General features: G+C 63.3%; 12 protein-coding genes. 5 read left to right on the forward strand and 7 right to left on the reverse strand.

The window, feature by feature from the left end:
- Positions 1 to 20: 20 nt before the first annotated feature.
- From PTE31013_RS07300 to PTE31013_RS07315, 4 genes are all read left to right on the forward strand, one after another.
- A complete protein-coding gene (locus PTE31013_RS07300; RefSeq protein ID WP_174978459.1) occupies positions 21 to 1,166 on the forward strand; it encodes a DUF3426 domain-containing protein in 1,146 nt (381 codons plus the stop codon).
- A 32-nt stretch (positions 1,167 to 1,198) separates the two neighbouring features.
- Complete coding sequence (gene tpx / locus PTE31013_RS07305) at positions 1,199 to 1,699, forward strand: thiol peroxidase (RefSeq protein ID WP_150612118.1); 501 nt, start codon at positions 1,199 to 1,201, stop codon at positions 1,697 to 1,699.
- Positions 1,700 to 1,870: 171 nt separating this feature from the next.
- Positions 1,871 to 2,806, forward strand: a complete 936-nt coding sequence (locus tag PTE31013_RS07310) for a carbohydrate kinase family protein (RefSeq protein WP_150612119.1) — start codon at positions 1,871 to 1,873, stop codon at positions 2,804 to 2,806.
- 19 nt (positions 2,807 to 2,825) lie between these two features.
- Positions 2,826 to 3,305 carry an outer membrane lipoprotein gene (locus tag PTE31013_RS07315; RefSeq protein ID WP_246173932.1) on the forward strand — a complete coding sequence of 160 codons (480 nt, stop codon included), beginning with the start codon at positions 2,826 to 2,828 and terminating at the stop codon, positions 3,303 to 3,305.
- 114 nt (positions 3,306 to 3,419) lie between these two features.
- Here PTE31013_RS07315 and PTE31013_RS07320 read toward each other — a convergent pair whose 3' ends face one another.
- On the reverse strand, positions 3,420 to 3,986 hold the full coding sequence (locus PTE31013_RS07320; protein WP_150612121.1) for a histone H1-like DNA-binding protein: 567 nt from the start codon (positions 3,984 to 3,986) through the stop codon (positions 3,420 to 3,422).
- A gap of 706 nt (positions 3,987 to 4,692) precedes the next feature.
- Complete coding sequence (locus PTE31013_RS07325) at positions 4,693 to 5,835, reverse strand: ribonucleotide-diphosphate reductase subunit beta (RefSeq protein WP_150612122.1); 1,143 nt, start codon at positions 5,833 to 5,835, stop codon at positions 4,693 to 4,695.
- Positions 5,836 to 6,380: 545 nt separating this feature from the next.
- On the opposite strand from PTE31013_RS07325, the gene PTE31013_RS07330 reads away from it, so the two are divergent.
- Positions 6,381 to 7,343, forward strand: coding sequence for an aldose epimerase family protein (locus tag PTE31013_RS07330; protein WP_174978460.1), 963 nt, complete (start codon positions 6,381 to 6,383; stop codon positions 7,341 to 7,343).
- A 108-nt stretch (positions 7,344 to 7,451) separates the two neighbouring features.
- Here PTE31013_RS07330 and PTE31013_RS07335 read toward each other — a convergent pair whose 3' ends face one another.
- The 5 genes from PTE31013_RS07335 to PTE31013_RS07355 form a co-directional block, all read right to left on the reverse strand.
- A complete protein-coding gene (locus tag PTE31013_RS07335; RefSeq protein WP_150612124.1) occupies positions 7,452 to 10,403 on the reverse strand; it encodes a ribonucleoside-diphosphate reductase subunit alpha in 2,952 nt (983 codons plus the stop codon).
- Between the two features lie 374 nt (positions 10,404 to 10,777).
- A complete protein-coding gene (gene ampD, locus PTE31013_RS07340) occupies positions 10,778 to 11,377 on the reverse strand; it encodes a 1,6-anhydro-N-acetylmuramyl-L-alanine amidase AmpD (protein ID WP_150612125.1) in 600 nt (199 codons plus the stop codon).
- A 478-nt stretch (positions 11,378 to 11,855) separates the two neighbouring features.
- Positions 11,856 to 12,368, reverse strand: coding sequence for a DUF1269 domain-containing protein (locus PTE31013_RS07345; RefSeq protein WP_150612229.1), 513 nt, complete (start codon positions 12,366 to 12,368; stop codon positions 11,856 to 11,858).
- A 177-nt stretch (positions 12,369 to 12,545) separates the two neighbouring features.
- Positions 12,546 to 12,824, reverse strand: a complete 279-nt coding sequence (locus PTE31013_RS07350; protein WP_150612126.1) for a PP0621 family protein — start codon at positions 12,822 to 12,824, stop codon at positions 12,546 to 12,548.
- A gap of 6 nt (positions 12,825 to 12,830) precedes the next feature.
- Complete coding sequence (locus PTE31013_RS07355; protein ID WP_150612127.1) at positions 12,831 to 13,715, reverse strand: cytochrome C assembly family protein; 885 nt, start codon at positions 13,713 to 13,715, stop codon at positions 12,831 to 12,833.
- Between the last annotated feature and the right edge of the window lie 48 nt (positions 13,716 to 13,763).

Here is a 13,763-nt window from a genome sequence, read left to right on the forward strand (position 1 = left end):
CCTCGACCTCTCCGACGCCCATGACCCACCCCTCGAGCGTCCTCGCTACCCGCTGCCCTCACTGCCATACCGTCTTTCGCGTCGTGGCGGATCAACTCAAGCTGCGCGACGGCCTTGTGCGCTGCGGCACCTGCCGCGAGGTGTTCGACGGACAGGCCTACCTGTGCGAGCCGCCCGGCGAAGCCCGCGAGAGCGAAACCGCGTCCACCGATGCGATGCTCACGCCGCACGCCGATGCCGAAGCCAGCGCCGATGTGCGCGCCGACATCACCGACACGCTCGACACCCCCACTACCGTTGACAGCGTCGGCACGTCCGATAGGACGCCGGCATGGCCAGCATCGCCCACGCGCCAGGAGACGCCTGCGGGCGCCACACTGGCGTCGGCCCGCGAACCCGCTGCGCAGGCCGAGCGAGCGCCGGTCCCCGAGATGCTTACGCCCACCGCGATCGCTGCGCTGCTGGGCACGCCCGACGAAAGCCGCGCACAGATGCGACACGGCCCGGGTCGCTATATGGACGACGACGACGCCACAGCGCTCACGGCACCCACCGCGTCAATGGCGTCGTCCGCGTCGGCGATGGCAGCCGATTCGCCCACGTCGGCCCGTCTCGCCGGACAACCACCGCGCCCCGGCGCCGGTCGCGTGATCTGGCGCGTGCTGATCACGCTGGCCATCGCCGCCCTGCTCGCACAATGGGCGTGGATCGAGCGTGCCGGCCTCGTCGATCGCGCGCCGGCATTGCGCAGCGTGTTCGCGGTGATCGGGCGCTCGATGCGCGTGACGATTGCGCCGCCGCGTCAGCCGGACAAGGTCCAGATCTCGAGCGTGACGCTGATCACTGACGCCCCGGGCGCGACCGATGCGGCAACCGGAACACCGGCGAGTGATGCCGCGCCCGGCGATGCCGTGCCGATGACGCTCACCGTATTCATCCGCAACCAGGCCGACTACGCGGTGGCCTGGCCATCGCTCGAACTCACGTTGTCGGACATCGACGGCAAGCCGGTCGTGCGACGCGTCTTTTCGGCAAGCGATTACGTTGCCGATGCCACGCAGCGCGCAGCGGGCCTGGCGCCACACAATGAACGTACGATTCGGTTACGATTGACGGCGCAGGCAGCGCTAGCCAGTAACTACCGGGTGCTCGCGTTCTATCCGTGATAGCGCTGTTGCACTCAACCTAGGAGATATTGATGTCCCAAGTCACCCTCGGGGGCAACCCCATCGAAGTCGACGGCCAGTTCCCGCAGAAGGGGCAGACCGCACCGGCCTTCTCGCTGGTCAATGCCAAGTTGCAGGATGTCTCGCTCGGCGACTTCGCGGGCAAGCGCAAGGTGCTCAACATCGTGCCGAGCCTCGACACGCCGACCTGCGCCACGTCGACCCGCAAGTTCAACGAAGCCGCAGGCAAGCTCGACAACACGGTCGTGATCGTGATCTCCGCTGACCTGCCTTTCGCGATGAGCCGTTTCTGTGCCACCGAAGGCCTGAACAACGTCGTCACGCTCTCGACCATGCGTGGCCGCGAGTTCCTCAAGAACTACGGCGTGGCGATCACCACCGGTCCGCTCGCCGGTGTATCGGCTCGTGCCGTCGTCGTGCTCGACGCCGATGACCACGTCGTCCACGCCGAACTCGTGCCTGAGATCAAGAACGAGCCGAACTACGACGCCGCACTCGCCGCGTTGTCGTAAGCCATTGGGCATCGCCTGTCGCCATCAATCCGGTGTGCGGCAGGATCGTAGCGCCCGCGCCGGTGCAGCAAATGCACCGGCCAGCATTTTCAGCATGACCCGGCAGCGTGACTGGCCAACCGTCTGCCCTCCCTGATTGGCCCCCGCTTACCTATCGCAAGGACATCCCCCGTGACTACCGTGATCTGCGGCTCGCTCGCCTACGACAACATCATGACGTTCGAAGGCCGCTTCGGCGAGCACATCCTGCCCGATCAGGTACACATCCTGAACGTCAGCTTCCTCGTGCCGACGATGCGCCGCAACTTCGGCGGCTGTGCCGGCAACATCGGCTACAGCCTGCATCTGCTGGGCGGTGCACCGGTGGTCATGGCCACCGTCGGCGAAGATGGCGCGCCCTACGTCGAGCGCTTCCAGTCGCTCGGCATGACGACGGAATTCGTTCGCATGGTCGCGGACAGCATGACGGCCAACGCGATGATCACCACCGATCTGGACAACAACCAGATCACCGCCTTCCACCCGGGTGCGATGATGTACTCGGCGCGCAACCGCGTGGCCGATGTCAGCGGCGCAACACTCGGCATCGTCGCGCCGGACGCCCCCGACGCCATGCTCACGCACGCCGAAGGCTTCGCCGCCGCCGGCGTGCCGTTCGTGTTCGATCCGGGTCAGGGCCTGCCGCTGCTCTCGCCTGAGACGCTGCGTCGCATGGTGGAACTCGCAACGTACCTGGCGGTCAACGACTACGAAGCCAAGCTCCTCTGCACGAAGACCGGCTGGTCGACGGACGACCTCCAGTCACGTGTCGAGGCACTTGTCGTCACGCGCGGAGAGCACGGGGCCCTGATCTTCGCCGGCGGCAAGCAGCATGACATTCCTGCCGTGACGGCCAAACGCATCGTCGACCCCACCGGGTGCGGCGACGCCTTCCGTGGCGGGTTGCTGTACGGTATCGAAAAGGGCCTCGACTGGCCGACCACCGGCCGCCTGGCCAGCCTGATGGGTTCGCTCAAGATTGCCGAGCAGGGCCCGCAGACTTTCGCGCCGACGCGCGCCGAGATCGACGCGCACTTTGAAGCCGCGTTTGGCTACCGCTTCGCATGACTCGATGAAAGGCATAACAATGGCACGACTGACCACACCGCTCCTCCTTCTCACCGCCGCAGCCTCGCTCTCGCTGTCCGCCTGCACGGCGTTCGGCCCGAGCAATTCCGCGAGCGTCTACAGCAGCCGCCAGGCGCAGCGCGAGCAAGTCGTGCGCATGGGGACGGTCGAATCGGTGCGCCCGGTCACGATCGATAGCAGCAATGGCGATCCGGGGATTCTCGGCGTGGTGGGCGGTGGCGCGCTGGGCGCCGTCGGAGGCAGCGCCATTGGTGGCGGTCGCGGGTCGATTGCGACGGGCATCATCGGCGGTCTGTTGGGTGCCGTTGCTGGCCAGGCCGTCGAGAACCGCATGAGCAAGAAGGCGGGCCTGGAGATCACGGTGCGACTCGACAACGGCGAGTTGCGCGCGATCACGCAGGATGCCGACGAGGCATTCCAGCCGGGGCAGCGCGTGCGCCTGCTCTCGAGCGGCGGCGTCACGCGTGTGACGCACTGAGCCCGCATGAAAAAACCCGCTGCGACGATGACTCATCACAGCGGGTTTCGGATCGAGTAGGCCTACTCGATCAAAAGGCACTGACGTGCCCTGGTTCCTGCTTCGGCAATCGAATTACGGACGGCTGCCGGTCGGGAACGGCCATGCCGCTGCCGGGTTCAGCGCCGTCTTCGGTGCCGCTGCCGGTGCTGCTGCCGGAGCAGCGGCAGGCTTGGCGGCAACCTTCTTGGCAGCCGGCTTCTTCGCCGCCGCCGCAGGCTTCTTGGCCGCCGGCTTCTTCGCAGCGACCTTCTTCACTGCGGCCTTCTTCGCTGCCGGCTTCTTCGCGGCAACCTTCTTCACCGCTGCCTTCTTGGCGACCGGCTTCTTGGCAGCGACCTTCTTCACCGCTGCCTTCTTGGCGACCGGCTTCTTGGCGGCAACCTTCTTCACCGCTGCCTTCTTGGCGACCGGCTTCTTGGCGGCAACCTTCTTCACTGCGACCTTCTTGGCTGCCGGCTTCTTGGCGGCGACCTTCTTCGCTGCCGGCTTCTTCGCAGCCACAGCCTTCTTCGCTACCGGCTTCTTGGCAGCCACAGCCTTCTTCGCTACCGGCTTCTTGGCGGCGGCAGCCTTCTTCGCTACCGGCTTCTTGGCAACAGCCTTCTTGGCTGCGGGTTTTTTCTTAGCAGTAGTAGCCATCACTTTGCTCCTTAACGTGAGAGATCACTCAAACAAAACCACCTGAGAAGGAAACCCGACCACCGTGCGGCGAACCGCCGGCGAGCGGGCTATTCATCGGCGTACGCATCGGACTTCGACGGCTTACGCTAATGAATTCGGCGCTGCGCACGTGACGCTGACCGTAAGTGGTCACGCGCGCAAAAAAATTGCCGGCGACATTGCCGCCAGCAATTCGATTGTCTTGAGAAGGGGGATTCGCCAGATTCTTCGGGGGGTAGCTTGCCTGTCCCGTCATCGGGAGGGAGGAGATTGCGATAGCGGATAAGCGATACTGCTTGCTATGCACCAAGGTTTTTACGCTCCGTAACTACCAGCTCTCTGTCGCGGGAGGAAAGCGATGTGCTTTCGTGTGTTCATCGAGACTGCAATTTATTTGAGCGAATCATAATTCTTTTGTGATGCGATGTTAATACTTTGCGCATAAAAAATCGCACAACGTTCGCAACGAAGAAGTCAATCTGTTGTATTTGATGCACATGGCATTCGCATATCGAGGCACGCGAAGCGAGCGTGACGACGTGCGAGTGAGGATGATGTGCGTGACCTGCGCCTTCTCTTTTGCTTCTCTTGCTGGCGCTCACACGTGCCACGCACGCTCACATCATCCTCTCGAAACCCGCATGGATACTGGCTTTGCAGCCAGCATCAAAATTTCACTTCGTGCTTAGTCCCAGCTCAGCGCGCCACCGGTCTGGTACTCGATCACTCGCGTCTCGAAGAAGTTGCGCTCCTTCTTCAGATCGATCATCTCGCTCATCCACGGGAACGGATTCTCTTCGTTCGGATAGAGCGCCTCGAGACCAATTTGGGAACAGCGACGGTTCGCGATGAAGCGCAGATAGCTCTTGAACATGCCCGCGTTCAGACCCAGCACGCCGCGCGGCATCGTGTCTTCAGCGTAGCGATACTCCAGCTCGACCGCCTTCTTGAACAGCTCGCGAATCTCTTCACGGAACTCCGGCGTCCACAGGTTCGGGTTTTCCAGCTTCACCTGGTTGATCAGGTCGATGCCGAAGTTGCAGTGCATCGACTCGTCGCGCAGGATGTACTGATATTGCTCTGCAGCACCGGTCATCTTGTTCTGCCGACCCAGCGCGAGGATCTGCGTGAAGCCAACGTAGAAGAACAACCCTTCCATGATGCAAGCGAACACGATGAGCGAGCGCAGCAGCTTCTGATCGGCTTCCTGCGTGCCGGTCTGGAACGACGGATCCGCCACCACTTCGATGAACGGGAGCAGGAATTCGTCCTTGTCGCGAATCGACGGCACTTCGTGATACGCGTTGAAGATCTCGCCTTCGTCCAGCCCAAGGCTCTCGACGATGTACTGATAGGCGTGCGTATGGATCGCCTCTTCGAAGGCCTGGCGCAGCAGGAACTGGCGGCACTCCGGTGCGGTGATGTGGCGATAGGTGCCCAGCACGATGTTGTTCGCCGCGAGCGAGTCGGCCGTCACGAAAAAGCCGAGATTGCGCTTGATGATGCGGCGCTCGTCTTCGGTCAGGCCGTTCGGATCTTTCCACAGGGCGATGTCGCGCGACATGTTGATTTCCTGCGGCATCCAGTGATTCGCGCAACCGGCCAGATACTTCTCCCAGGCCCACTTGTACTTGAAGGGCACCAGTTGGTTCACATCCGTCGTGCCGTTGATCACGCGCTTGTCGGAGGCGCTCACGCGACGCGTCGATTGCGAGGCGATCACGCTCGGGGTTTCCCCTTGCGCGGCAATCAGGTTCGACGCCGCGGCCGGGGCAGCGGTGGGGGCAGCCGATTTGGCCGTGGTGGTGTCTTCTTCCCAGTTCAGCATAGGGTCTCAGTCCGTTCAGGTTGATGCGATGCACGCACGCGCGCACATCGCCGAAGTGACAGATCAGCCGCTCGCGAGCGAAGGCTGACAAAAAATTTGCGATCCGGCGACCGGCAAGCGATCACCGGAAGCGCGAAGTCCACCGGGAGCATTGCCGTATTTCGGGGGTGATGCAGAGGCGCAATGGCGCAGTTTTGAACAACAACGCCGACGCGAGAGCCGCAACAACATCATGACCTCCCGACGTCGAATTGAACGTCTCCAATTTAGCACAATTACGTCACTCGTTCCAGCACATGACACTAGATCTAGTGTCGCAGTGCACGATAACCACTATACCTAGTGTTTACCGGCATTCCCGGGTGCCAGACGGCCCGCCTTGCGGGACCGGCATCTTGCCATGAAACGGCACCGTACGACAGCGATGATGGTGCGTCCACGGGTGGCGCGGCGTCACATTGGCGTATCCTGTCGCGACGGCGGACCGGAACGATAGATTTCGGCGTGCGCCACCTCAAAAGACGTCGATGAAGGAGATACCGACGATGACATTCGCAGGCGCCGACGACACACAGGCGACAGCAGGCTCGCCTGGCCCGACACCACGCACCCTCACCCCCGGCAAGCCGATCCGCCTGTCGGCGGGCTCGCTCGTGGCCGAGGTTCAATCGAGCTGCGGCGGACGGCTCTCACGACTCGCTCACCGCGACGCGCGCGGCGATGTCTTCGACTACCTCGTCCCGCTCGGCAGCGATCCGTTCGCGTCGGACGAGTGGCCGAAGGCCGGGGCCTTTCCGATGCTGCCGTATACCAATATGTTGCGCGACGACACGCTGCACTGGCGGGACCGCACGATCATCGTTCGCGAGACACCGGCAGCATCGAGTTCTCTGCATGGCTGGGGGCTGCGTCGCGTGTGGGACGTCGTCGACGAAAGCCCGCACTGCTGCGTGCTGCAACTGGACAGTCCCGCACAACCCGAATGGCCCTGGCACTATCAGGCGTACCTCTCGGTCACGCTCGACGAGCAGGGCGTCGACATGCAACTGTCGATCACCAACCTCTCGACGCCGGACATGCCTGCCGGACTCGGCCTGCATCCTTACTTCCACTGGCCTGCCGGCGCGCGGCTGACGTTCGCGTCGGGAGCGATCTGGCGTTCGCCTTCCGAGGATAGTCGTTGGCCGAGTGAGCAACGCGTACCGGTCGCCGAGATCGAAGTGGTGTCTGTCGGCGGCGGACTCGATACCGAAGGGCGTTCCACCTGGTTCGCCGAAGTGCCGGTCGAGTCGGAGCGATTCGACGCACGCATCGACTACGCCGGAGGACTGCACTCGGCCACGGTACGCAGCAGCGACGCCACCTGGCTCGTGATCCACTCCCCTGCCGGGCGTCCCTACCTCTGCCTGGAACCGTCGACGCATCGGGTCGGCGAGTTCGACGACGATCACGCCGTAGTGTCGCACGGACAAACGCTCGAACTGTCGATGCGCATCGATCTGACCTGAGCGCTCGGCGGCGGCAACGTCGGCCGTCATCTCGACGCCAGAAACGCTTGGGGCCAGTGCCAAGGTGCAAACCTCGGGACTGGCCCCAATCTCATCGCAAGCTTTGGCTTACTGGCAAGCTTCGCACTCTTCGAAGCCCGGGTCACCCGGTCGCATCGTGCACACCGCGCCTTCGGCTTCCGGCATCGGCTGCGCCAGCGGCGAGGACGGTTCCGCCGAGAAGCCACCCGACATACCACCGGAACTCGGCACCGCATTCAATGCCCCGTGGCTCACGGTCGACTTCTCGACGTGCGTCGCGGCCATCGTACGCAGGTAGTACGTGGTCTTCAGGCCACGCGTCCATGCCAGCTTGTACGTCTCGTCGAGCTTCTTGCCCGAAGCGCCCGCCATGTAGATGTTGAGCGACTGCGCCTGATCGATCCACTTCTGACGGCGCGACGCCGCCTCGACCAGCCACTTCGGCTCGACTTCGAACGCCGTGGCATAGATCTCGCGCAGGTCGGCCGGCACGCGATCGATGCGGGCGAGCGAGCCATCGAAGTACTTCAGGTCGGCGACCATCACTTCGTCCCACAGGCCTCGCGCCTTCAGGTCACGCACCAGATACTCGTTGACCACCGTGAATTCGCCCGAGAGGTTCGACTTCACGTACAGGTTCTGGAACGTCGGCTCGATACAGGCCGAGACGCCAATGATGTTCGAGATCGTGGCGGTCGGGGCGATGGCCACGCAGTTCGAGTTGCGCATGCCGTACGAAGCGATGTGCTTGCGCAGGCTGTCCCAGTCGAGCGTTGCCGACATGTCGACATCGATGTAGCCGCCACGTTCTTCGGCCAGCAGCTTGAGGGAGTCTTGCGGCAGGATGCCGCGATCCCACAGCGAGCCCTTGTACGAGGAATACTGACCGCGTTCCTTGGCCAGCTCGGTCGACGCCCAGTAGGCGTAGTAGCACACGGCCTCCATCGAACGGTCGGCAAACTCGACGGCGGCGTTCGAGGCATAGGGCGTGCGCAGCAGGTGCAGGCAATCCTGGAAGCCCATGATGCCCATGCCCACCGGACGGTGATGCAGGTTCGAATTGCGCGCCTTCGCCACCGCGTAGTAGTTGATGTCGATGACGTTGTCGAGCATGCGCATCGCCACGCGGACGGTGCGCTGCAACTTGTCGTGATCGAGTTCGTAACCGTCCGCGGTCTGCTTCAGGTGCGCCACGAGGTTCACCGAGCCCAGGTTGCACACAGCGATTTCAGTCTCGCTCGTGTTGAGCGTGATCTCGGTGCACAGGTTCGACGAATGCACCACGCCCACGTGCTGCTGCGGCGAGCGGATGTTGCACGGATCCTTGAACGTGATCCACGGATGGCCGGTTTCGAACAGCATGCCCAGCATCTTGCGCCAGAGTGCCTGCGCCGGAACCTTCTTGAACAGCTTGATCTCGCCGCGGGCGGCCTTGTCTTCGTAGGCGGTGTATACCTGTTCGAAAGCCTTGCCGTACTTGTCGTGCAGGTCCGGGCAGGTCGACGGCGAGAACAGCGTCCAGTCGGCGCCTTCCATCACACGCTTCATGAACAGGTCGGGAATCCAGTTCGCCGTGTTCATGTCGTGCGTGCGGCGACGGTCGTCGCCCGTGTTCTTGCGCAGCTCGAGGAATTCTTCGATATCCAGGTGCCACGTTTCCAGGTAGGCGCACACGGCGCCCTTGCGCTTGCCGCCCTGGTTCACGGCCACGGCCGTGTCGTTGACCACCTTCAGGAACGGCACCACGCCCTGGCTCTTGCCGTTCGTGCCCTTGATGTGCGAGCCGAGTGCGCGAACCTGCGTCCAGTCGTTGCCCAGACCGCCGGCGAACTTCGAGAGCAGTGCATTTTCCTTGAGCGCTTCGTAAATGCCTTCCAGGTCGTCCGAGACCGTCGTCAGGTAGCACGACGAGAGCTGCGAGCGACGCGTGCCCGAGTTGAACAGCGTCGGCGTCGAACTCATGAAGTCGAAGCTCGACAAAATCTGATAGAACTCGATCGCGCGCGCTTCGCGCTCGACTTCATTCAGTGCCAGCCCCATCGCCACACGCATGTAGAACGCCTGCGGCATTTCGATGCGGTGACTGTCGATATGCAGGAAATAGCGGTCATACAGCGTCTGCAGACCCAGATAGTTGAATTGCAGATCGCGCGAGGCGTCGAGCGCAGCACTCAGCTTGGCCAGGTCGAACGAGAGCAGTTGCTCGTCGAGCAGTTCGGCATCGACACCCTGCTTGATGAAGCGCGGGAAGTACTCGATATAGCGCGCGGCCATTTCGCCCTGCGGCACTTCTTCGCCGAGGATCTCGCGGCGGATCGTGTGCATCAGGATACGCGCCGTGACCTGGCTGTACGCCGGTTCCTTCTCGATCAGCGTACGCGAGGCGAGGATCGCCGAGTCGTAGACCTGCGACAGCGGCACGCCGTCGTACAGGTTCTTGAGGGTCTCGGTCAGGATCGGCTCGGCGTCGACTTCGTCGCCCAGGTTTTCACAGGCGGCCTGCACGACGCCGCGCAACACCGACATATCGAGCTCACGCACCACGCCGTCGTCGGTGACACGCAGCACCGAGGCGTCGGGCGTGGCCGTCTCTTGCGCGGTCTCGACCGCGTGCGCGCGCTCTTGTGCACGCTTTTCGCGATACAGCACATAGGCGCGAGCCACGTTGTGCTCGCCTTCGCGCATCAGCGCGAGTTCGACCTGATCCTGGATGTCTTCAATGTGGAACGTGCCGCCGTTCGGACGGCTGCGCATCAGGGCGCGCACGACGTTCTCGGTGAGCTGTTCCACAAGCTCGCGTACGCGGGCCGACGCCGCGCCCTGTCCGCCGTTCACGGCAAGGAACGCCTTGGTCACGGCGATCGCGATCTTCGACGGCTCGAAACCCACCACCGCGCCGTTGCGTCGAATCACTTTGAAGTCGGCGTTGGTCGCCGGCTCGAAGGCGCCCGTCGTCTGGGGCGCCGACGCACCCGCACCACTGCCAGCGGTCGCGGCAGGCGTCGGGGTCGGGCGGGTGAGGTTTTCGTTAGTCTGCATGTAAAAACTCCCGTTCCAATGAGATGGTGCTGTTAGCGCGTTCTTACCAGGGTTACGGCCGGCAAAAATGCGCCCTGGGGCGCCGATGGAGCGAAGTGCTGGACACCGCACGACCGACGGACGGCCAAGGGTTCAGGTGTCCGCTGCACGGCTTTGCTGCAGTGCCGCCCCGCAAATACGCCGCAGGAAAAGCACGGTATTGATGGCGATTGCATTCTGTGCCGAACTCAACATCAACCACTAGATGTAGTGGTCGGCACTGGAATTGACACTAAGTATAGTGGAGATGACGCACTCCGCAAACCCAAAAATTTCTCTCGCCCGGAAGGCCCGTGGCATCGTCGTGTCAAGCAAAACCTGCCCCCGGATGGGGATTATTCGGCCGGCTGAAATGGCAGCGCCTCCGGGTTGAGCGCTGCCATCCGGCGCAATCGCTGCCACTCGAAGTACGGTCCCGGGTCCGTCTTCCGACCCGGGGCAATATCGGCATGTCCGGCCACGGTTTGAATCGGATAATGCTCACGCAACGCGCGCGTGAGCGCTGCCAGCGTGACGTACTGCGCTGCCGTAAACGGCACGTCGTCGGTACCCTCCAACTCCACGCCGATCGAAAAATCGTTGCAGCGCGTTCGCCCTTCGAACGACGACGCCCCGGCATGCCAGGCACGCGCGTCGCACGACACGAACTGCTGCAACGCACCATCGCGCCGCACCAGAAAGTGCGACGAGACCTGCACACCGCGGATCTCATCGAAGAACGGATGCGCGTCGTGGTCGAGCCGGTTCTGGAAGAACGCGGCGATCTCGTCGCCACCGAATTGACCGGGCGGCAACGAAATATTGTGCACGACGAGCAGGTCGGTCGGCATGCCCTCTGGACGCCGGTCGAAGTTGGGCGACGGCAACCGCTCGGCTTCGCGTATCCAGCCATCGGCGTCGAGCGTGAGCACCAGGCCGGGGTCCGGCGCGTTCATGCGTCACCTCGGCGCAGCAAGGCACGCGTCGTGACGCGGCCGCACGACCGGGGCGCAAGGCGAGGGTGCGCGGATGACTGGAGCATGACGGGCACAGCGGACTCCCGTAGAGCGAGGGGCGCCATTGTAGCCCACTTGGCGCAACACCGTCGGCGGCATGTCCGGCGTGGGCAACGGGTGAACCCGCCACGCGTGGCCGGTAGCGCGCCAACCGTTGTCATCCCGTCAAGGGCGTCCAGGGAGTCAAGGGAACCGCCCAAAGAAGAAGCCTCCCGCCTTACCCGGCCGAGAGGCTTCTGTGGGCGTGACCACGCCCGGGGATGATGTCGCTCTCGTGCCGTACGGCACGTGCACCATCCCGCGCCGCTCACAGGTGCGGCGCTCCTGGCCGTCGCCGGCCGGTGAAACGCATTGCCTTCGCCAACCCTGTCATCGCTTTCGATACAGTGCCCTCGCTTAACGCCATGATCGCCATCGATCAAGGAAAGGCTGGAATGGCGGACTCCACCCCTTCCATGTGCGCTTCGGGGTGATGGGCCTTCAGCATCTCGCGAATCTCATCGACGCGACCGTCACGCACATCCACCATCAGCAGAATCATGCCGCGCTCAAGCGGCTCGCGAAACGCCTTGAGTCGCGAGTTCGGCACCGACACGCCGATCATGCTCGACACCCAGGCGCCAAAGAGCGCACCGAGCGGTGCCGTCACAATCATCAATTCCCACTGGGGCCGCGCGCCCACGATGGGGAAAAACGCGGCGACTGCACCGACTGCCAGACCACAGAACCCGCCGATCACGAGCCCGGCTTCGGCGCCGTGCACGATATCGGAACTCTGTAGCAGGTTAGCCTCGTGCAGTCCCTCCAGTTCCATTTCGTCACGTGCCATAAAGTGGATGTGACGCTCCTCGACCCGGGAGAGCAATAAATCGCTCATCGTGCGCTGGGCACTCGCCAGATCGGGAAGAAGAAAATACATCCGTCTGCGCATTAGCATGTTGCGCCCTCCTGTCGTCATGCCCCTCGATGATTATTCTGTTTGTGAGCGGGGCCGGTTACTGTGTTTTAGTGCATGCGGCAGGCATGCGCAAGCCGGCACGTGCAGGTGCCGTGATGGGAACCACGGGAGAATGTCGCATCGCTGCGCGGCGGGGCCGCCCAGCGGGACTCAGGCGCGTCGTTCGCGCGCCAGGTAGGCGTCGCGGTGTTCACCGCTGCAAAAGTGCCTGCCGCCCGCGCCGGCGATGGCCTCGCTCTCGGGAAGATAGGTATCGCACTCGCTGCACCGCACCATGCGCTCGGCCGGCGGCAGCGCCTGACGCGCCGTCGTGCGCGCGTCGTTCGCGCCCGGGGGCCGCATGCGCTCGCTATTGCGCTTGCGCTCGTTGCTTCGCATCCACCATGTGCCAACGATCAGCAGCACCAGTAACAACAGGATATTGCGCATCGCGCTTCAAGTCTCCGTCATGCGATGCAGCACCACCTCAAGCACGAAGCGAGAACCGACATACGCCAACAACAGCGCCACGAACGACGCCAGAACCCAACGTAGCGCGATCTTGCCGCGCCACCCATAGAAGTGCCGGCCCAGCAGCACCGCGCCGAACATCAGCCACGACACCACCGCGAACACGGTCTTGTGATCGATGCGCACCGCACGCCCGAACAGCGCCTCGGAGAACATCACGCCGGAGATCAACGTCAGGGTCAGCAGCACGAACCCTGCGCCGATCAACCGGAACAACAGCTTTTCCATCGTGAGCAACGGCGGCAACGTCTCAAGCCAGTGCGAGAGCCAACCGGCCGCGTCGCCGCGGCGCGACGGATGCAGTTGCCGCTCGGCGTACAGCATCAACAGCGCGTGCAGCGCAGCCAACGCGAACAGCCCATAGGCCATGTTGGCGATGATGAAGTGCGCCTTGAAAATCGGCTCCGCCGCATAACCCAGGATGCGCACATCCGGAAAAATCATCGGCAGCACGCAGGCAACGGCGGCCACAGGGGTCACCATCAACCGCAGGCTGTCGAGCGGAAAGAAGAAACTCTCGATCCAGTAGATCCCGACCGAGAGCCACAGCATGGCCGAGAGCATGTACGCGAAACCGAAATGCATACTGTCGGCGCGGAAGATCGTTTGATGCAGCAACGCCCCGTGCAACGCGAGCGTGACGAACAGCGAAAGCTGCATCGGCCAGCGCGATGGCTTACCCGCGACCGGCACAGGTGCGACCTGCCCGCCCGCCAGTGCGAGCGCAGCGTTGCGTCGGTACCCTTGCCACGAACAAACCGCCAATCCGGCGTAGAGGATGGCGGTCAGCGCATACAGTAAAATAGTCATGTTTGAAGTTTACACCAGCCCATGACGGGCGCGCTGCCGTGCTCGCCC

This window comes from Pandoraea terrigena (assembly GCF_902459705.1).
GTDB classification, from domain to species: Bacteria; Pseudomonadota; Gammaproteobacteria; order Burkholderiales; family Burkholderiaceae; genus Pandoraea; species Pandoraea terrigena.